This window comes from Streptomyces sp. NPDC127084, from assembly GCF_042724175.1.
GTDB lineage: Bacteria > Actinomycetota > Actinomycetes > Streptomycetales > Streptomycetaceae > Streptomyces.
On record NZ_JBHXFA010000001.1, the window covers coordinates 181,788 to 199,946 of the forward strand.

At 70.6% G+C, this 18,159-nt stretch carries 19 protein-coding genes; 12 read left to right on the plus strand and 7 right to left on the minus strand.

The features are described from left to right. Window positions 1–34 precede the first annotated feature (34 nt). The 3 genes from ACFWI9_RS00805 to ACFWI9_RS00815 are packed head-to-tail and all read left to right on the plus strand — an operon-like array spanning window position 35 to window position 2,523. Window positions 35–1,183: a lipid-transfer protein gene (locus ACFWI9_RS00805; protein WP_387157952.1), complete on the plus strand. Its 1,149-nt coding sequence runs from the start codon at window positions 35–37 to the stop codon at window positions 1,181–1,183. A gap of 48 nt (window positions 1,184–1,231) precedes the next feature. Beyond that, window positions 1,232–1,690, plus strand: coding sequence for a Zn-ribbon domain-containing OB-fold protein (locus tag ACFWI9_RS00810; protein ID WP_387157955.1), 459 nt, complete (start codon window positions 1,232–1,234; stop codon window positions 1,688–1,690). Further along, entirely contained in the window at window positions 1,687–2,523 is an 837-nt protein-coding gene (locus ACFWI9_RS00815) for an enoyl-CoA hydratase/isomerase family protein (protein ID WP_387157957.1), read from the plus strand. Before ACFWI9_RS00810 ends, ACFWI9_RS00815 begins: the two co-directional genes overlap by 4 nt. On the opposite strand, the gene ACFWI9_RS00820 is transcribed toward ACFWI9_RS00815, so the two are convergent. The 4 genes from ACFWI9_RS00820 to ACFWI9_RS00835 form a co-directional block, all read right to left on the minus strand. Next, on the minus strand, window positions 2,480–2,776 hold the full coding sequence (locus ACFWI9_RS00820) for a hypothetical protein (RefSeq protein ID WP_387157958.1): 297 nt from the start codon (window positions 2,774–2,776) through the stop codon (window positions 2,480–2,482). The genes ACFWI9_RS00815 and ACFWI9_RS00820 overlap by 44 nt on opposite strands. Further along, complete coding sequence (locus ACFWI9_RS00825) at window positions 2,734–3,243, minus strand: hypothetical protein (protein WP_387157960.1); 510 nt, start codon at window positions 3,241–3,243, stop codon at window positions 2,734–2,736. Before ACFWI9_RS00825 ends, ACFWI9_RS00820 begins: the two co-directional genes overlap by 43 nt. A 91-nt stretch (window positions 3,244–3,334) precedes the next feature. Next, the gene (locus ACFWI9_RS00830) at window positions 3,335–5,980 is read right to left on the minus strand and encodes a PQQ-binding-like beta-propeller repeat protein (protein WP_387157962.1); all 2,646 of its coding nucleotides are present in this window, start codon (window positions 5,978–5,980) and stop codon (window positions 3,335–3,337) included. 238 nt (window positions 5,981–6,218) lie between these two features. Next, window positions 6,219–7,172, minus strand: a complete 954-nt coding sequence (locus ACFWI9_RS00835; RefSeq protein ID WP_387157963.1) for a VOC family protein — start codon at window positions 7,170–7,172, stop codon at window positions 6,219–6,221. Between the two features lie 262 nt (window positions 7,173–7,434). Between ACFWI9_RS00835 and ACFWI9_RS00840 the strand changes: the two genes are divergently transcribed. Further along, window positions 7,435–8,082 carry a TetR family transcriptional regulator gene (locus ACFWI9_RS00840; protein ID WP_387157964.1) on the plus strand — a complete coding sequence of 216 codons (648 nt, stop codon included), beginning with the start codon at window positions 7,435–7,437 and terminating at the stop codon, window positions 8,080–8,082. A gap of 110 nt (window positions 8,083–8,192) precedes the next feature. Here the strand turns inward: ACFWI9_RS00840 and ACFWI9_RS00845 are convergent, their stop codons facing one another. The 3 genes from ACFWI9_RS00845 to ACFWI9_RS00855 all read right to left on the minus strand — a co-directional run bounded on the left by ACFWI9_RS00845 (window position 8,193) and on the right by ACFWI9_RS00855 (window position 10,726). Then, entirely contained in the window at window positions 8,193–8,738 is a 546-nt protein-coding gene (locus ACFWI9_RS00845) for a nitroreductase family deazaflavin-dependent oxidoreductase (RefSeq protein WP_387157966.1), read from the minus strand. Beyond that, window positions 8,735–9,937 (minus strand): acyl-CoA dehydrogenase family protein, encoded by a 1,203-nt coding sequence (locus ACFWI9_RS00850; RefSeq protein WP_387157968.1) that lies wholly within the window; start codon window positions 9,935–9,937, stop codon window positions 8,735–8,737. Before ACFWI9_RS00850 ends, ACFWI9_RS00845 begins: the two co-directional genes overlap by 4 nt. 165 nt (window positions 9,938–10,102) lie before the next feature. Beyond that, window positions 10,103–10,726, minus strand: coding sequence for an HAD family hydrolase (locus ACFWI9_RS00855; protein ID WP_387157970.1), 624 nt, complete (start codon window positions 10,724–10,726; stop codon window positions 10,103–10,105). 120 nt (window positions 10,727–10,846) lie between these two features. Here ACFWI9_RS00855 and ACFWI9_RS00860 point away from each other — a divergent pair, with 120 nt between their 5' ends. The 8 genes from ACFWI9_RS00860 to ACFWI9_RS00895 all read left to right on the plus strand — a co-directional run. Further along, entirely contained in the window at window positions 10,847–12,022 is a 1,176-nt protein-coding gene (locus tag ACFWI9_RS00860; RefSeq protein WP_387157972.1) for an acetyl-CoA acetyltransferase, read from the plus strand. A 305-nt stretch (window positions 12,023–12,327) separates the two neighbouring features. Further along, window positions 12,328–12,852, plus strand: coding sequence for a hypothetical protein (locus tag ACFWI9_RS00865; RefSeq protein ID WP_387157973.1), 525 nt, complete (start codon window positions 12,328–12,330; stop codon window positions 12,850–12,852). A 151-nt stretch (window positions 12,853–13,003) separates the two neighbouring features. Further along, window positions 13,004–13,372, plus strand: coding sequence for a hypothetical protein (locus ACFWI9_RS00870; RefSeq protein ID WP_387157974.1), 369 nt, complete (start codon window positions 13,004–13,006; stop codon window positions 13,370–13,372). A gap of 98 nt (window positions 13,373–13,470) precedes the next feature. Next, complete coding sequence (locus tag ACFWI9_RS00875; RefSeq protein ID WP_387157975.1) at window positions 13,471–14,112, plus strand: DUF4352 domain-containing protein; 642 nt, start codon at window positions 13,471–13,473, stop codon at window positions 14,110–14,112. Between the two features lie 334 nt (window positions 14,113–14,446). Further along, a complete protein-coding gene (locus ACFWI9_RS00880; protein WP_387157976.1) occupies window positions 14,447–15,142 on the plus strand; it encodes a hypothetical protein in 696 nt (231 codons plus the stop codon). A gap of 155 nt (window positions 15,143–15,297) precedes the next feature. Continuing rightward, entirely contained in the window at window positions 15,298–15,723 is a 426-nt protein-coding gene (locus ACFWI9_RS00885; RefSeq protein ID WP_387157977.1) for a pyridoxamine 5'-phosphate oxidase family protein, read from the plus strand. A gap of 22 nt (window positions 15,724–15,745) precedes the next feature. After that, on the plus strand, window positions 15,746–16,405 hold the full coding sequence (locus ACFWI9_RS00890) for a pyridoxal 5'-phosphate synthase (RefSeq protein WP_387157979.1): 660 nt from the start codon (window positions 15,746–15,748) through the stop codon (window positions 16,403–16,405). A 138-nt stretch (window positions 16,406–16,543) separates the two neighbouring features. Next, a partial coding sequence (locus tag ACFWI9_RS00895) for a PQQ-binding-like beta-propeller repeat protein (RefSeq protein WP_387157980.1) occupies window positions 16,544–18,159 on the plus strand: 1,616 nt, incomplete at its 3' end.

Sequence of the window (18,159 nt, forward strand, 5' to 3'; positions counted from 1 at the left end):
GACTGTCCGTCAGATTAGCTGTACCCTCGCCCGCATGGCGACCCTCAAGGACGCGACAGCGATAGCCGGAATAGGTCAGACCCCCTTCGCGAAACACCTCCCCGAATCCGAGAAGACCCTCGCCTGCCGCGCCATCGTCGCGGCTCTGGACGACGCGGGCATCGCACCCGGCGAGGTCGACGCGTTCGCCTCGTACACGATGGAGGAGACCGACGAGGTCGAGATCGCCAAGGCGATCGGTGCGGGCGACGTGACCTTCTTCAGCAAGGTGGGCTACGGCGGCGGCGGGTCCTGCGCGACCGTCGGCCATCTCGCCGCCGCCATCGCCACCGGGCAGGCCAGCGTCGGGGTCGCCTGGCGGTCACGCAAACGCGGCTCGGGGCCGCGCCCCTGGAAGAACACCGCCGTGCAGTTGCCGACCCCCGGGCAGTGGACCCGGCCCTTCGGGCTGCTGCGGCCCGCCGACGAGATCGGCATGCTGGCCAGGCGCTATATGCACGAGTACGGCGCCACCCGCGACCACCTCTTCAACGTGGCCCTCGCCTGCCGCAACCGCGCCAACCAGAACCCCGCCGCGATCATGCACGAGCGCCCGCTGACCCGGGAGATGTACATGACCGCGCGCTGGATCAGCGAACCGCTCTGCCTCTTCGACAACTGCCTTGAGACGGACGGGGCGCTGGCCTGCGTCGTGGTCTCGGCCGAACGGGCCCGCGACTGCCGCCGTCCTCCCGTCTATGTCCACTCCGCCGCGCAGGGCCTGCCCGCCCAGCACCACGGCATGGTCAACTACTGGAACGACGACCCGCTCACCGGCCCCGCGTGGACCGCCGCCCGGCAGCTGTGGAAGACCGCCGACTTCGGTCCGCAGGACATCGACGTCGCCCAGATCTACGACGCCTTCACCCCGCTGATCCCGCTGTCCCTGGAGGGCTACGGGTTCTGCGGTCGCGGCGAAGGCGCCGCGTACACCGAGGGCGGGGCGCTGGAGATCGGCGGGCGGTTGCCGGTCAACACCGGGGGCGGTGGGCTGAGCGAGGCGTATGTGCACGGCTTCAACCTCATCAACGAAGGTGTGAAGCAGCTGCGCGGCACCTCCACCGCCCAGGTGCCGGGCGCCGCGACCTGCCTGGTGACGGCGGGCGAGGGCGTACCGACCTCGGCTCTGCTGCTGCGAATCTGACCAGGGATGTCTGACCGGGGTTGTCTGACCGGGGAAGTGGGAGCGACGATGACAGACCGCAACGGACCCAACGGTCACTACCTGGCGCCCGTCATAGACGAGGACGGCGCGCCCTTCTGGGAGTACGCCGCACTCGGCGAACTGCGCGTCCAGGGCTGCGACTCCTGCGGCCGGCTGCGCTTTCCGCCCCGCCCGTGCTGCCCGCACTGCCAGTCGTTCGACAGCCACTGGCAGCCGATGAGCGGGCGGGGCCGGATCTGGTCGTATGTACTCCCCCACCCGCCACTGCTGTCCCCCTACGCCGAACAGGCACCGTACAACGCCGTGATCGTGGAGCTCGCCGACGCCCCGCACATCCGGCTCGCCGGGAACGTGGTGGCCGAGGCCGACGCCGCCCTCGACTCGGTGGACCCGGGGCGGCTGCGCATCGGCGCCCCGGTGCGGGTGGCGTTCAGCAGGCTCGCGGACGGGACGGCCGTACCGCGCTGGCTGCTGGAGCGGTCATGAGCGCGGCGGTCGGCGGCTCCCTGCGGGTGGAGACCGACAAGGACACCGGTGTCGCCGTGGTCACCCTCGACCGGCCCGCGAAACACAACGCCATCGATCTCGCGATGGCGGCCGAACTCGCCCGTGTGTGGCGGGGGTTCCGCTACGACGACACCGTGCGGGCGGCAGTGGTGACGGGCGCGGGGACACGGGCGTTCTGCACCGGGATCGACCGCGGCGCCGAGGTGCCGCAGCCCTCGTCGCCGTACTCGATCGACGACCCGCTGCTCACCATCGGCCCGAAGACCAACGACCTGTGGAAACCGGTGATCGCGGCGGTGCGCGGGTTGGCCTGCGGCGGGGCGTTCTATCTGCTGGGCGAGGCGGAGTTCGTGATCGCCGCGGATGACGCGCAGTTCTTCGACCCGCACACCAGCTACGGGATGGTGAGCGCGTACGAGTCGGTCCACATGGCGATGCGGATGCCGTTCGGTGAAGCCGCCAGGATGGCGCTGATGGGCACAGCCGAGCGGGTCTCGGCGCGCCGTGCGTACGAGACGGGCCTGGTGAGCGAGGTGGTGGCGCCCGGCGACGAGTTGCCCGCCGCCGTACGCTGCGCCGCCGTGATCGCCTCGTATCCGACGGAGGCGGTGCAGGGGACGGTGCGGGCGGTGTGGGCGGCGAGGGAAGCGGTACGCAACCAGGCGCTCGCCCATGCTCCGCAGCTCATCGCCCTGGGGAATCTGCCGGCCGACAGGCAGGCGGAGCTGTTCGCCAACAGACGGGGTGCGGGTGCGGGCCCGGCGGCGGCTACCGGTGCGAGCGAGGCCGGGGGCGGATACCGCCTGCGGTGAGGCCAGGCTCTCGTCCGGCCCAGGAGGCGACCGGGGTGCTCTCGGCGAGCACGACCGCGCACTTCCTCGCCTCGCCCGCCTGGCCGGTGCCGCCGTACTCGACGCTGACCGTGTCATGGAAGTTCTGGTACGCCCCCACGACCACGTCGTTCTTGCCCGCCCTCAGCGGTTTGCCGCCCGGGTCCGCCTCGAACATCACCGTGACGTCGCTCAGGAGGAGGTCGCCGTGCTGGTGGCGAACGCGATTTCGCACTCCCTGAGCTCAGTAGCCTCGGCCGGGCCGTCGTAGTCGACGGTGACCGTGTCATGGAAGTTCTCGTGGGGGCCCACGATGACGCCTTCCCTGCGCACCACCAGCAGGGGGCCGCCCGGGTCCGATTCGAACCGTACGGTGACGTCGTAACTCTTGTTCCAGCCATCTGAGTTCGAGATGTAGAGATGGCCGCGGAGGTTCGTCCGGTCAGGAGCGACAGAGCAGGTCTTGACCTCCACCTCACCCATGGCGTCGGCCGGTGTCCGGACCGCCGGGGTCTCGTCCGTGCCGTCGTGCTGGGTTCCACTGCCGCCGGAGCTGCCGAAGCCTCCGGAGCTGCTGGAACTGCTGGAGCCACCGGAGCCGTGGTCGTCGTCGCAGCCCCCGCCGCGCGAACCGCGAGCGCCGGTGAGAGTGACCAGGACGATCCCGAAGACGGCAAGAGCACGGACATGGCGCGACTTCACGTTCAACCCCCGTTGAAGAACATGCACCCGACTTGACGAGCACACGTCACCATACCGGGTGGCGGGTCGCGGTCACCACGCGAACCGTCCGTCAGTGCGCCGCCCCCGCCGCACCGGGTCCCGGTGCCGGTCCCGTGCCGGTCGCCGTGCCCTTCACCGCGTCCAGCGCGTACACACAGCGGTCCTTGGAGCACGCGTACACCACACCGGACCGCACCACCGGCGACCCCGTGATCTCACCGCCGGTGGCCAGCTTCCAGCGAAGCTGCCCGCCGCTCGCGTCCAGGGTGTACAGCACATGGTCGGCGGCGCCGAAGTGCACCCGCCCGTCCGCGACCACCGGTGCACCGATGACCTCCCCTGCCGCCGCGAAGCGCCATTTCGGGGTGCCGGTGACCGCGTCCAGTGTGTAGAGGGCGCTCCCACTGCCCACGTGTACGTTGCCGTCGGCGACCAGTACCGGGTCGATCGAGGTACGGGACTCGGTGGCGATCCGCCAGCGGTCCTTTCCGGTCGCGGCGTCGATCGCGTACACCGTGCCGAGGTAGTCGGCGAGATACACCCCGCCGCCGGTCACCGCGGGCCCCGGCACGAAAGCGGGCGGCGACAGGAACACCGCGGGCACCTCGAAGTGCCAGCGGACCTGGCCGCTCGCGGTGTCCACGCACAGCACCCGCGTACCGGCCGCGACATACGTACAGCCGTCCGCCGCCTGGTGCACCCGGACCGGTACGCCGCCGCAGGAGGCCGCGTCACCGACCGGATACGACCAGCGTTCCGTGCCGCTGCGGGCGTCCAGGGCCTGGAGGCGGGCGTCGCGCCAGACGTAGACCGTGCCGTCGGCGAGCGCTGGACCGGACTCCGGGGTCTCGAAGTCGGTCTGGGCTCCGGTGACCTCCCAGAGCTTCGCGCCGGTGGCCGCTTCCCAGGCCTGCACACCACCGCCCCGGGTGCCGGTGACGACGGTGCCGCGGGCGGCCTTGAGCGAGTACACCCAGGCGTCCGTCGAAAGCCGCCACAACTCGTGGCCGTCCGCCGCGTCGAGTGCGTAGAGCGTGGGCCCGTCGGACCCGTGGATACGGCCGTTGTCGAGCGCCATCGACCAGGCCACGTCACGTGTCTTGAACTGGCGCCGGCCACTGGCCACGTCGAGGGCGTGCACCTCGAAGGACGTGACGTAGAGCAGATCGCCATCCACGACCGGGGTGCCCCAGACGTCGTTCGACATCCGGAACCGCCAGGGCCGCCAGCGGGCGAGTTCACCCGAAGGGGGTGGCGCGGTGGCTGTGGCGGGGGCCGCCCCGGACGCGGCTGCGGCGGACGGCGGGGTGGCTTCGCCCGCGGTGACGCCGCCGGGGGCGCGGAGCCACCCGGTGGCCGGTCCGGTGTGCGCGGCGAACGTGGCGCGGGTGTCGGCGACGCGGGGGCCCGGGCCGATCGGGACCCTGGCCCCGGCGAGGCGTACGGGGCTGCTCTCGGGCGCCTGCCGCGGGTGCGGAGCGGTTCCGGCGTCGCCGGGATGGGCCGGTACGGGGCGGGCGTGCCCGGGACCCGGGCGGCCGGGCCCTGGACGGGCCTGACCGGTGCGGGGGTCGGCGGCGCCGCGCCGGGTGGCGTCCCAGTCGGTGCCTCCGCCCACGTCGGGCGCCCGGTCCGGCCTGGGGGGCGCGAGGTGCGGCTCGGGACGCCAGCCTCCGTTCGCGGCTCCTGCTCCGGCTGCCGATCCGACTCCGGCTCCTGCTCCTGCTCCCGCCGCGGCTGCGGCGGGTTGGTTCTGGGGCGCGTGGTTCGCCGGCTGGGCCTGATGGGCCGACTGGGCCTGGTTGGCCGGCTGCGTCATACGCCCGCCCCGGCGCTCCTCGATCAGCGACACGGCCCTCGGGGGCAGCCACGCCGAAGCCGTTCCGCTGTCGTCGTCACCGCCCGAGGAGAAGAGATGCGGCGCGAGCTGCGCCTGGAGGTCTTCGGGGCTCGGCCGTCTGCCCGCGTCCATCCCCATGCACGACTCGATCAGAGGCCGCAGCTCATCCGGCAGCCCGGCCAGATCGGGACCCTCGCGCAGCAGCATGAACACGGTCTCGACCGGGTTGGCGCCACGGAAGGGCGCGTGCCCGGTAGCGGCGAACACCAGCGTCGAACCGAGCGAGAACACATCGCTGGCACCGGTCACACTGCGGGAGTCACGCGCCTGCTCGGGCGACATGTAGGCGGGGGTGCCGACGGCGACGTTCGTCATGGTCAGCCTGGTGTTGGAGACACCCGACGCGATCCCGAAGTCGATCACCCGGGGGCCGTCCTCCACCACCAGGACGTTCGACGGCTTCAGATCGCGGTGTACGAGCCCGGCTCCGTGGATCGACTGGAGGGCCTCGGCGATACCCGCCGCCAGCCAGCGCACCGCCTGGGCCGGAAGCGGCCCGCACTCATTGACTATTTCCTCGAGCGAGGGAGCGGGGACGTAGGCGGTGGCCAGCCACGGCACGGCGGCGCGCGGGTCGGCGTCCACCACGGCCGCGGTGTAGAAACCCGACACCGCGCGCGCTGCCTCCACCTCACGGGTGAAGCGGACGCGGAAAAGCTGGTCCTCGGCGAGTTCCGTACGCACCGTCTTGATCGCCACACGCCGGCCGGACGCCGAGCGCGCCAGATAGACCAGCCCCATGCCGCCGGCTCCGAGCCGTCCCAGCACCTCGAAGGGGCCGATTCGCCTCGGGTCGTGCTGCGTCAGCTGCTCCACTTCGCTGCCACCTCCCCGTACGGGCCATTCAGATACGGCCCCGTCGCCCCCTGATTGTTCCTGCCTGAAGGCGCGGTTGCGAACCCGGGGGCGTTCCGGGGTGTCTCAGGCTATTTTGGCGCCTTTCCCGATTGGGTTTGCGACGCCTGAGGAGTCTGTGATGTCTGCGTTATCTGGAGCCATCCGGAGTCATCCGGGCGGTCTGCGCGGTATACGGACTCTTCACGGCTTTTGTGACTCACTCTCGATCGGACCCGGCGGCTTCCTCGCGGGACTCCTCGCGGGACTCGTCGCGGGACTCGTCGCGGGACGGCTCGCCGGCCTCCTCTCGGGACGGCTCGCGCGGCTCCTCCCGCGACTCACCCCGCCGCTCCTCCCGCCCCTGGCCACCCTTCTCGCGACCCGCCTGGGCGAGCACCGCGAAGGACGCTCCTTGGTTGTCGCTGAGCACCGCCATCCGCCCGTACGGAATGTCGAACGGGGGTGCGGTGATCCGCCCACCGAGCGAGGTCGCCACCTCCACCGTCCGGTCGCAGTCCGCCACGGCGAAGTAGACGAGGAAATGGCCCGGCATCTCGGCCGGGAACGCCTCCGTGATCACACTGCGCGCACCGATGGCGGTGTCCTCGCCCGGTTCCGCACCGGCCGGCGACCACAGGAGGTAGTCGATCGCGTCATCCGGCAGCGGGGTGCCCTGGAAGCCGAAGACCTCGGTGTAGAAGCTGTCCACCGCCTCCTTCTCCCGGGTGTAGTCCTCGGTCCAGCAGTACGCCCCCGGCACCGACTGGATCTCGAAACCGGTGTGCCGCTCGCCCTGCTGCCACACCCCGAACACCGCACCGCCCGGATCGGCCGCCAGCGCACCGACGCCGAAGGGCCCGACCGGCATCGGCGCCATGATCACCTGGCCGCCCGCCTGCTGGATCGCCGCCGCGGTCCGGATGGCGTCGTCGGTGGCGAAGTAGAGGCCCCAGGTGGTGGGCATCCGGCCGTCCCGCTTGGGGACGAGGGCCGCGACCCGCCGCCCGCCGAGGTAGGCCTCGGTGTAGTGGCCGTACCGCTCGGCCTCGTCGTCGCTCCCGTAGCGGCTGTATGTCCAGCCGAACAGCTCACCGTAGAAGCGCTTGCCCGCCGCCAGGTCGGGTAGCTGGGCGTCCACCCAGCAGGGCATGCCCTCCATGAAACCGGCCATGGCCCTGCCCCTTCCTCAACGCGGGGTGTGGCTCGCGTGACCCCGATCACAGGCGCGCGAACGATCACGAACAGTCAAGCGGAGGGCGCTGCGCACCGCACGCAGGAGTGGGCCGTCCGTTGTGCGGGGTGCGGGGTTGTGTTGTGTTTGTCCACCGAAGTTATCCACAGGCTGTTGATAACATCATTACGCCATCCGTGGGACGCACCCCATTTGCAGTCGGCCGAATCGCGCGCCGTTCACCCCTCGGTAAGCTGACGGCATGACAGGACAAGTACGCACCGTCGACGGCCGCGTGGCCGGGCGACGCGGACAGGCGACGCGGCAGAAGCTGCTCGACTGCCTCAGCGAGATGCTCAGCTCCTCGCCGTACCGGGACGTCAAGGTCATCGACGTGGCCCGCAAGGCGGGCACGTCGCCCGCCACCTTCTACCAGTACTTCCCCGATGTGGAGGGCGCCGTCCTCGAGATCGCGGACGAAATGGCAAGTGAGGGCGCCGCGTTGACCGGTCTCGTGGCAGGCCGCTCCTGGGTGGGTAAAACCGCGTGGGCGACCTCCGAAGAACTGGTGGAGGGATTCCTCGACTTCTGGCGCAAGCACGACGCGATCCTGCGCGTGGTGGACCTCGGCGCCGCCGAGGGAGACAAACGGTTCTACAAGATCCGGATGAAGATCCTGACCTCGGTGACCAACTCCCTTGCGGACGCGGTCAAGGAGCTCCAGGGCAAGGGCAAGGTGGACAAGGACGTGAGCCCGGCGGCGGTCGCCGGTTCACTGGTCGCGATGCTCGCTTCGGTCGCCTCGCACCAGAAGGGCTTCCAGACCTGGGGCGTGAAGCAGGCCGAACTCAAGCCCAACCTGGCGCTGTTGGTGCATCTGGGCATCACCGGCCGCAAACCCACCAAGTAGCGGACGGGACGCGATCCGGCGCGCCGCGCCACGTCCTGTCACAGCGGCGAGCCCGCACCTCGACCTCGTACCCGCACACCACTCCTCTCGTAGCCAGGCACCTCCCGCACTCAGTGCTGTCCGTCGTCCCGGCGTACCAGACGGAAGAGCCGTATCTCACGGTCCACTCTCGCCTGATACGTCGCATACGGCGGCCAGAACGCGAGCGCGGCCTGCCACGCCCCGGCCCGTTCCCGCCCGGCGAGCAACTCGGCGCGTACGGGGATGTCCTCGCCCTTCCAGTTGATCTCGGCGTCGGGGTGGGCGAGCAGATTGGCCGTCCAGGCCGGATGGGCGTCCCGGCCGAAGTTGGAGCCGATCAGAATCCAGCTACCCGGCGCCGCCCCGGGCGGTTGGGACGACCCGGCGGCTCCGGGCGACCCGCCCTCTCCGGACGACCCGGCCGCTTCGGGCATACAGGCGAGCGGCGTACGCCTCGGCAATCCGCTCTTCGCGCCCCGGGCGGTCAGGATCACACCCGGCAGCATCTGGGCACTGAGCAGCACCTTTCCCCGAGTGAGCCGGTGCACAGCGCGGTCAAGGGCCGGGATGACATGCGGGGCGGTCCTGGCGAAGGCCCGGCTCGACGACACTTTCTGCACCAGTTTCCGCATCATCGGACTCCCGCCGTATCCCGCACCGTGAACAACCCCGCCGAACGCGCCGCCCGCTCCCGCAACCGGTGCACGGGGCCGAGCAGCAGCTCGTCGGACGCGGCCCGTTTGAAGAAGTGATGCGCCTCGTGCTCCCAGGTGAAACCGATACCGCCGTGCAGTTGGATGGCCTCCCCGGCGACGGTACGCAGCGCCTCCAGGCACTGGGCGAGCGCGAGCGCCCCAGCGCCCGGGTCCCAGGCGGCGTAGTAGGCCGCGGAACGGGCCGCCTGGACGGCCGCGTACAGGTCGGCCAGCCGGTGCTTGACCGCCTGGAACGAGCCGATGGGCCGGCCGAACTGCTCACGCTCCTGCACATACCCGACGGTGCGTTCCAGAGCGGAGGCGGCTGCACCGACCGCTTCGGCGGCGAGCAGCGCGGCGGCTGTTCGCCCGGTGGCGGCGAGCGCGTCGGACACCGCGCCGGCGCTGTCCTGGCCGAGCAACTCAGCTGGGGCGTCGCGGAGTTCGACGCGGGCATGGGGCCGGGTCTCGTCCAGCGCGGTCCAGCGGGTCCTGGTCAGCCTCGACGAGCCGTCACCTCCGTCGGCCCGGACGAGGAACAGCAGCGTACGGGCCCGTGGGAAACCCCCCGTGTGCGCGGCGACGAGCAGCAGTGGGGCGCTGTGCCCGTCGAGCACCTGGTCGACCCCGCCGTACAGCAGCCAGCTCCCGCCGCCGTCGGGCGCGGGCCTCGCCTGCACCCCACCGGCCCGCCCGCCTCCTGCCCACAGCCCGTCAGCGATGTCCCGGGGCTCCCCGGTGAGCCCGAGCGCGGTCGCGAGGCTCCGCCCCGGGACGGCGAGAGCCGCGGTGAGCGAGCCGTCCGCGAGCGCGGGCAGCAGCTCGGCGCGCTGCCGCTCGTTCCCGAGTGCGGCGATCAGGGGGCCGGTCAGCGCGGCGGTGGCGAGCAGCGGCGTCGGCACCAGCGCCCGCCCCAACTCCTCGAAGGCCAGCGCGAGCTCCACGGTGGTACCTCCGGCACCGCCGTACACCTCGGGCAACGCGAGCCCGGGCAACCCCAGTTCGGCGGCGAGCCGGGCCCAGAGTCCCGGGTCGAATCCGGTGGGCTGCCCCGATGGGCCCGGGGGCGCCCCTTTCGAGAGTGCGGTGCGCAGGGTGCGGCGGATGGCGGACTGCTCCGGAGTGAAGGCGGCGTCCATGGTCTCGGCTCCCGTCCGTAACCGACGGCGTAACTGACGATGCGTCATATCAGGCCGCATGATGTTAGGCCCGGGACGGCCAGAAGCACAGATCCGGGCAGCCACCAACCCGGTCGGCCAGGCTGAGGACACTCCGGCCCTGAACCGCCGTGCGGCCGCACCCCCTCAGGCCAGCACGCTCAGGACATGCGGCACCGCCTCCGCGAGCGTCGGGAAGTGCCGGTGGGCATCGGGGTGCGGGGCCTCGGTGTTGACCGTCCAGACCGTCATCCCCGCGGCGAGCCCGGAGTGGACACCGGACGGCGCATCCTCGATCACCAGGCAGTCCGCCGGGTCCGCGCCGAGCTTCTCGGCGGCGAGCAGGTACGGCACCGGGGACGGCTTCCCCTCGGCCACCGAGGCCGCGTCCACGACGATCCTCGGCATCGGAAGGCCGGTCCGCTCGAACCGCCCCCGCACCCGGTGCTCGTAGTTCGACGTCACGAGCGCCCACCGGCCCGACGGCAGCGCGCTCAGCAGCTCGGCGGCCCCGTCGAAGGCCGCGTAGGAGCCGGTGCGGACGTCCTCGTCCTCCAACGTGTGCAGCAGGGCGAGGCACTCGTCCGGGTCCTGCCCCGGAACCACGGCCGCGAACGTCTCGACCGGCCGGGTGCGGAGCGCGACCGCATACACCTCGTCACCGTCGAGCCCGTACCGCGCGGCCCACTCGCGCCAGACGCGACGCTGGTTCGAGACGGCGTCCATGAGGGTGCCGTCGACATCGAAGAGAACGAACTTTCCGCTGGTCACGACCCTGATGATACGGGTGGGAACGAGGCACGGACCTGGCCCCGCCGCCGCCGGCAGGGCCCACGGCAACCGCGCCGTCCGGACTGACTTCCGGATGCGATCTGATGTACCGTCAGATTCATGTCGCCCAGTCAGCGCACCCCCCGCAAGGTCGCCGTCGCCGGCATAGCCCACTCCGACTGCGGCCGGGTCGAAGGGCCCACCGCCTACGCCCTGCACGCCCAGGCCGCCCGCCGCGCCCTCGCCGACTCCGGGCTGGACCGCAGCGTCATCGACGGCTTCGCCTCGGCCGGGCTCGGCACCCTGGCGCCCATCGACGTCGCCGCGCATCTCGGCCTGCGCCCCACCTGGGTCGACTCGACCTCAGTCGGCGGCGCCACCTGGGAGGTCATGGCCGCCCACGCCACCGACGCCATCGCCGCAGGCCATGCTGACGCCGTGCTCCTCGTCTACGGCTCCACGGCCCGCGCCGACATCCGCGCGGGCCGCCGCACCGCCAACCTGTCCTTCGGATCGGGCGGCCCCTCGCAGTTCGAAGTGCCCTACGGCCACACCCTGATCGCCAAGTACGCGATGGCCGCCCGCCGCCATATGCACGAGTACGGCACCACACTGGAGCAGCTCGCCGAGGTCGCCGTCCAGGCGCGGGCCAACGCCTCCCGCAATCCCGACGCGATGTTCCGCGAGCCGATCACCGTGGACGACGTGCTCTCGGGCCCGTTGATCGCCGATCCGTTCACCAAACTGCACTGCTGCATCCGCAGCGACGGCGGCTGCGCCGTACTGCTGGCCGCGGAAGACCTCGTACCGGACACGGCGAAGACACCGGTCTGGGTGCTGGGCACCGGTGAGCATGTCTCGCACACCACCATGTCGGACTGGACGGATTTCACGGTCTCCCCGGCCGCGGTCAGCGGACGGCTGGCGTTCGAACGGGCCGGGGTGCGACCGCAGGACATCGACATCGCCGAGATCTACGACGCCTTCACCTATATGACCCTCGTGACGCTGGAGGATCTCGGTTTCTGCGCGAAGGGCGAGGGCGGCGCCTTCGTGGAGAAGGGCCGGCTGCTCTGGGACGGCGAACTCCCGGTGAACACCGACGGTGGCGGACTGTCCGCCTGCCACCCCGGTATGCGCGGTCTGTTCCTGCTGGTCGAGGCCGTACGCCAGCTCCGGGGCGAGGCCGGCGACCATCAGGTTCTGCGGGCGGACGGCAACGTGCCCGAGCTGGCGGTGGCATCGGGGACAGGCGGCTGGTTCTGCTCGTCGGGGACAGTGGTGCTGGGCCGCTGACCGCGAGCCACTGGCCCCGGGATGGCGCGCCGCCGCTCCGTCTCCGCCTCGGTCTCCGCGTGCTGGTTGGTCGCGGACACGGTGCTGGTCACTCGTGCGCCGTGACTCTTCCGGCAGACGCCGATGCCCAGCGGCATGTTGACCGCGCGTCATGCATTTCGACGTCGGCGCGCTGAACAGGATCGTCGTGGCGGGATCCCATCGAGACCTGTCCCTCTCGCCGCTCCTATTCGCGTCCCCACCCACGAAGACTGGATGTCGTTCCGGTCATAAGGCAGGGACATTGATATAGGAGGAAATAAGTGATGAAGAGGCGCAATGTAGCTTCACTGATCGGCACCCTGGCCGTCCTGGGCACCGTTTTGGCGCCTGGGGGCGTGGCGTCGGCTGCGACGGCCCCCGAGAAGTACGCCACCCATGACTCCGCGGCCGCAGTGCTCAGGGCAGCTGGCATCAACTGGACTTCGTCCGGAGGCTGCAGCGACCGCATCGTCAAGACATGCACCTCCTTCGAGGGGATCAACAAGGCCACTGTCAACGGCATCATCGACTTCAAGAACCTCAGCAAGTGCGCGATCACGATTACGGGCGGCACCGAGGTCGGGCATGCGGCGGGCCCCGAGAGCCACGCCAACGGCTACAAGGTCGACATCAAGCCGACGACCTGCGTTGACACCTGGATTGTCAAGAACATGACCAAGGGATCCAACCGGGGGAGCGACCCCCGGTGGGTGTCGGCGGTCGGCGACGAATACGTCAAGGAGTCTTCGCCCTCGCACTGGGACATCACGTACAAGGTTGGGTGCCTCGTAGCCGGACTCTGCTTCTAAGTCCGGGGCTTGCGTGACCACGGCCCGTACGACCCTGTTGGGGTTGTGCAGGCCGTCGTGTTCGGCGCACCGCCACCGCGAATTCCCGCCGCTGAATCGCCGACTTGTACGGGGGTAGCGGGACGCGGTCGGGTTGGCCGAGGCGGGACGCGTGCCCCGGCTGGCGGCGGTCGTCCTCGCGTCGGGGGTGGTCGGTTCGATCGGTGCGCAGTTCACGCTCACCAACACCCTGATGGCCGCGCGCGTCTTCGAGCTCGCGGCGACCCTGTTCGCTTCCCTGGCCATGGCGGTGACGGTCGGCTGCCTGCTGGGCTCCCTGTGTTCTACGGCAGCGGACTGGTCGGGCACTCCTGCTCGGGGTGTACGCCGACCGGTTCGGGCCACGGGCGGTACTGGTGGGCGCGGGGGTGGCGACGACGGCCGCCTGCGCGGTGATCGGGGTGCGCTACCGCACTCGGATGCGCGCGGCGTAATGCAACAGCCGGTGACAGCCGCGACGGTGGCGGGGTCGTATCGCTGATGATCACGAACGCATGACAATCGACTGCATGGCACAACTATGCGCGACGTAAGCAAGTCCTACACCCGAAAACGACACCTGTATCCCTGGGGGGGAACATGAGCCAGCACTACCCGCAGAACCCACAACAGCCCGGACAGCAGCAGCCCGGATGGACCGGCCCCGGCACGCCGCAGCAGTGGGGAGCCCCGCCGCAGCCCCCGAAGAAGAACAGCACCGGAAAGATCATCGGGTTCGGCTGCCTCGGCGTCGTCGGACTGTTCGTCGTACTCGGCATCGTCGGCGCGGTCGCCGGCGGCGGCAGCGACGACAAAAGGAAGAGCGCCACCAGCAACAGCGCCTCGGCCAAGGCTGAGCGGCCCGCCGGCAACGGCCAGGGCGACGCCGCGAAGAAGCCCAAGCCGGAAGAGAAGGCTCCCGTCAAGATCACGGCCAAGGAGACGGCGTTCACCAAGTCGATCCTCGCCGACGGCAGCAACTACACCAGCGTGCTCGTCACCATCGCCAACAACAGCGATGACGAGATCAGCGTCAACCCGCTGTATTTCAGCATCACCGACAGCAACGGCACCAAGCACACCGCCGAAGTCGGGGTCGACGAGAAGCAGATCGACACCGTGAAGCTCGCCCCCGGCGAGAACGTCTCCGGCACCATCACCGGCAAGGGCAAGTTCAGCGCCAAGTACGTGACCTACACCAACGGCCTTCTGGGCGACCCGCAGCGCGTCGACGTTTCCTGACCCCACGCCTAGGTGATGCGCCGCGTCACCTAGGCCTTACGCATCGCCCCCTGGCCGCCTCGCTTGCTGCCTGCGGCTCCGCCAGCGGCGTTCGTCGTTGCTGGTGTAAGGCCGCAGTAGGCCCGGGTGCTGGGGGGTGCATCACACTGAGTGCGGGTATGCAGGACGACGCCCAGGCGGAGAACTGCCTGACTCACGGTTCACTTGTGGGCCGTCTCCTCGGTGACACCCCGATGGCCGTTGGGCTCTGTGGCGTGGGCCTTGGGACCGAGTCCAAAGTGACTCAGATTATCTTGTGTGAACCATTTGACCAGTGCTCCGGGGGGACACGAACATGAAGATCAAGCAGACCTTTCTTTCGGCCTGTGCCGTTTCCGCGCTGCTCGCGGGTGCGGCTGCCTGTACGTCCAGCGGCGGCGCGCCGGCCGACAAGGCGAAGCGCACGGTCGGCGCGACACCGGCTGACAAGGCCGAGCGGGCGGTCGACGCCACGTGCGAGAACGGCACGTACACATGGTTCAACGTGGACAAGCGAGAAGTCCTGACAGGTGTCGCCGAGGCGCAGAAGCTCGGCAAGGGAGGCGGCGCACTGACCAACAAGCTGAGGCCGCTCCACACACCGCGTGTCGCCGTCACCTTCGAGAAGGGGCCGCAGGTCGGCGCCGAGGCCGCGCTTCGCTCGCTGGGCGCCCACATCGGAGGCACGGACGCTGCTGACCTTGACAGCGAGTTCGCCGATGTCCGCAGACCCGTACCGGATCTCAACGATGGCAGCGCCACCGTCCACGGTGACGGAACCTTTGTGGATTACGGCTGGGTGCAGCAGGTCACTGCTGACTTCCAGTTCATCTGCGGGGACGGCAAGCAGGGGGCGGGGCGTGCGACCAGTTGGCTCGTCAACGGTTCAGGCGTCCTGGAGTGCACCGAACCGATCGGGAAGGTGAAGGTGGGGGATCCGGCCCTGGCCGCAGCCCGCCTGTCCTGCGGCCCCGACTCCCCGGCCGCCACGAACAAGAAGGGCCGCGGCTGAGGGTTTCGTACAACGCTCGCCCGCCCCGAGCGCACACGGGCCACCCCGCGCCGCCGTGCTCGCGCCGGCCGTCCGCGTGTGTCACCTCGATACGAGTGCCGCGAGGCTGCGACAGTGGAGGTAGTCCTTCCCGTACAAGCGCAGAGGAGTGTCCCGTGCCCCTGTCCCGTGAAGAACGCGAGCAGTTCCTGGCCGAACCGCATGTCGCGGCCCTGTCCGTGGCCGGTGAGGAAGGGCGGGGGCCGCTGACGGTGCCCGTCTGGTACCAGTACGAACCGGGCGGCGACATCTGGGTCCTCACCGGGCTCGATTCCCGCAAGCACCGGCTGATCGAAACGGCCGGGCGCTTCACCCTGATGATCGACCGCCTCGAACCCACCATCCGGTACGTCTCCGTCGAGGGGTCCGTGATCCGCACCGCGCCCGGCACCCGGGAGGTCCTCCGGGAGATCGCGGCGCGCTACCTCCCGGCGGAGAAGGTGGACGAGTACGTGGAGTTCGCCGAGAAGAACCACGGCGAATCGATCGTGATCCATATGCACCCCGAACACTGGGTGTCGTCGGACCTGGGGTCACTGTGAAGATCGGCGTATGACGCACGGCATGACACATGAAGCGTTCCACGAGTTGCTGAGGTCCCTGCGGGTCTGGGGCACCGAGCTGCCCGCCTTTGAACCCGGCAGCGCACCCGCCGAACCCCTGGCGCTGTTCCACCGGTGGTTCGCCGAGGCGGCGGCAGCGGGGCAGCCCGAACCGCACACGATGACCCTGGCCACCGTGGACGAGGACGGCCGCCCCGATCTTCGGACGCTGATGCTGCATGACGCCGACGCGCGCGGCTGGCACTTCGCCTCCCACGCCACCAGCGTCAAGGGCCGCCAGCTCGCGGCACGCCCCGACGCGGCCCTGGGCTTCTACTGGCCCGCCCAGGGCCGCCAGATCCGTGTCCGGGGCCGGGTGGCGACCGGTACCCCCGAGGACGCGTACGCCGACCTGCACGCCCGCTCCACCGGCGCGCTGGCCGCGGCGCTCGTCGGCCATCAGAGCGAAGTGCTCGGCTCCCACGCGGAGTTGCTGTCGGCCAGCGACGCCGCGTGGGAGCGGGCGAACACGGAGCCGGAGGCGATGGCGGATACCTGGACGGTGTACGTACTGGAGCCGTCCGAGGTGGAGTTCTTCCAGGGTGACGCGCGGCGCAGACACGTACGTCTGCGGTACCGCCGCGAAGGAGACTCCTGGCAAAGGGAGTTGCTTTGGCCCTGATCCCACCGGGGGCGGTGGTCAGGTCTGCCGGTCTGTATCGGTGCGGACGTGGTCCGGTGCGCTGGATGTCCTGCCCCTGAGGGATGATGAGGCACTTTCATAACAGCAGGGAGCCACTGAAGCTCACTGGGGGTGGGGATGGACCGGGAAACCGATCAGGGTTCGTTCGATGCGCTGGTGGAAGGGGATCCGCTGGCGGTCGGGCGGTACCGGATCGTCGCACGGCTGGGTGCCGGGGGCATGGGGCGGGTGTACCTGGGACGGTCGCCGAGCGGCCGTACCGTGGCTGTGAAGGTGGTACGTCCCGAACTCGCCGATGACGGTGAGTTCCGGCGCCGTTTCGCCCGGGAGGTCGGCGCCGCGCGCCGGGTGAACGGGTTCTTCACCGCAGGGGTCGTCGACGCAGACCCCGAAGGCTCACCGGCATGGCTGGCGACGGCGTACGTGCCGGGCGTGTCACTGGGCGAGGCCGTCATCGCCAACGGCCCCTGGCCTGAGGACGCCGTGCGGGCGCTGGGTGCGGGCCTCGCGGAGGCGCTGGAGTCCATCCACGGTTCGGGAGTGGTCCACCGGGACCTGAAGCCGTCTAACGTCCTGCTCGCGGCCGACGGGCCGCGGGTCATCGACTTCGGGATCTCCGCCGCGGCCGACGTCAGCGTGCTCACACAGACGGGGACGGCCATCGGCACGCCCGGATACATGGCCCCTGAGCAGCTCACAGGGCAGAATGTCGGCCCGGCCTGCGATGTGTTCGCGCTGGGTGCCGTGCTGGCGTTCACCGCGACGGGCACCGGCCCGTTCGGCACGGGTTCCGCCCACGCCATGAACTTCCGAGCGGTGTACGAGGATCCGGACCTGGACGCCGTCCCGGCGGGGCTGCGCGACCTGGTGGCCGACTGCCTGGCCAAGGAACCCGGGCAGCGGCCGACCGTCGCCGCCCTGCTGGACCGTCTCGGCCACCGCGGTGACGCGCCCCTGGACACGCCCGGCTGGCTTCCCGAAACAGTCGCGTCGTCCGTCCTCGCCCGCGCCGCCGCCCCTCAGCCGCCCACCCCGCCGTCCCCGCAGCCACTGGCGTCCCGGGAACCGACCGTCGTCGACCTCGCTTCGGCGCCGACCGCCGCAGCGACCCGGACGACAGCCGTTTCGCAGGGACCGGCCCCGGCCCGGCGCGAAGCCCCGCGGGACCACGTCCCCGGGCAGCCCGGGCCCCGCCCTCCGGTCCCCACCGCCGCACGGAGAACGCGCGGCCTCGGACTGTCCCGAAGACAGGCGCTGTTCGGACTCGCGGGGGTGGGTGTGGCCGGCGCCGGTTTCACCGCCTGGAAGCTCTTCGAGCAGGACGCCCCGCCCCCGGGTCAGCAGTTGTGGTCGTTCCGCACCGACAAGAGGATCGGGTCGACGCCTGCGATCGCGAAGGGCATCGTGTATGTCGGCAGCGACGACGGCGCGCTCTACGCGGTGGACGCCCGCACCGGCAAGGAACGCTGGAAGCTGCGGACCGACGAGCGGATGGAGTCGTCTCCCACCGTCGTGGACGGCACCGTCTATGTGGGCAGCGACGACGGCTTCCTGTACGCGCTCGACGCCGTCACCGGCGCGAAGCGCTGGACCTACGAAACCGGTTCCAACGGCACCGCCCCCGTCGTGGTGGACGGCGTCGTCTACACCGGCAGCAACAACGGCGTGCACGCGGTCGGGGGGGGCGGCCGGCCGGGGCGGGGGGGGCCGCGCACCCCCCCCAAGGGGGTAAA

Bases quoted from the DNA above. Each gene is read 5' to 3' on its own strand.
- ACFWI9_RS00835 (WP_387157963.1), bottom strand. From the start codon at position 7,172: ATGGCCGGTTTCATGGAGGGCATGCCCTGCTGGGTGGACGCCCAGCTA.
- ACFWI9_RS00875 (WP_387157975.1), top strand. From the start codon at position 13,471: ATGAGCCAGCACTACCCGCAGAACCCACAACAGCCCGGACAGCAGCAG.
- ACFWI9_RS00845 (WP_387157966.1), bottom strand. From the start codon at position 8,738: ATGATGCGGAAACTGGTGCAGAAAGTGTCGTCGAGCCGGGCCTTCGCC.
- ACFWI9_RS00865 (WP_387157973.1), top strand. From the start codon at position 12,328: ATGAAGAGGCGCAATGTAGCTTCACTGATCGGCACCCTGGCCGTCCTG.
- ACFWI9_RS00890 (WP_387157979.1), top strand. From the start codon at position 15,746: ATGACACATGAAGCGTTCCACGAGTTGCTGAGGTCCCTGCGGGTCTGG.
- ACFWI9_RS00850 (WP_387157968.1), bottom strand. From the start codon at position 9,937: ATGGACGCCGCCTTCACTCCGGAGCAGTCCGCCATCCGCCGCACCCTG.
- ACFWI9_RS00880 (WP_387157976.1), top strand. From the start codon at position 14,447: ATGAAGATCAAGCAGACCTTTCTTTCGGCCTGTGCCGTTTCCGCGCTG.
- ACFWI9_RS00810 (WP_387157955.1), top strand. From the start codon at position 1,232: ATGACAGACCGCAACGGACCCAACGGTCACTACCTGGCGCCCGTCATA.
- ACFWI9_RS00840 (WP_387157964.1), top strand. From the start codon at position 7,435: ATGACAGGACAAGTACGCACCGTCGACGGCCGCGTGGCCGGGCGACGC.
- ACFWI9_RS00860 (WP_387157972.1), top strand. From the start codon at position 10,847: ATGTCGCCCAGTCAGCGCACCCCCCGCAAGGTCGCCGTCGCCGGCATA.
- ACFWI9_RS00815 (WP_387157957.1), top strand. From the start codon at position 1,687: ATGAGCGCGGCGGTCGGCGGCTCCCTGCGGGTGGAGACCGACAAGGAC.
- ACFWI9_RS00805 (WP_387157952.1), top strand. From the start codon at position 35: ATGGCGACCCTCAAGGACGCGACAGCGATAGCCGGAATAGGTCAGACC.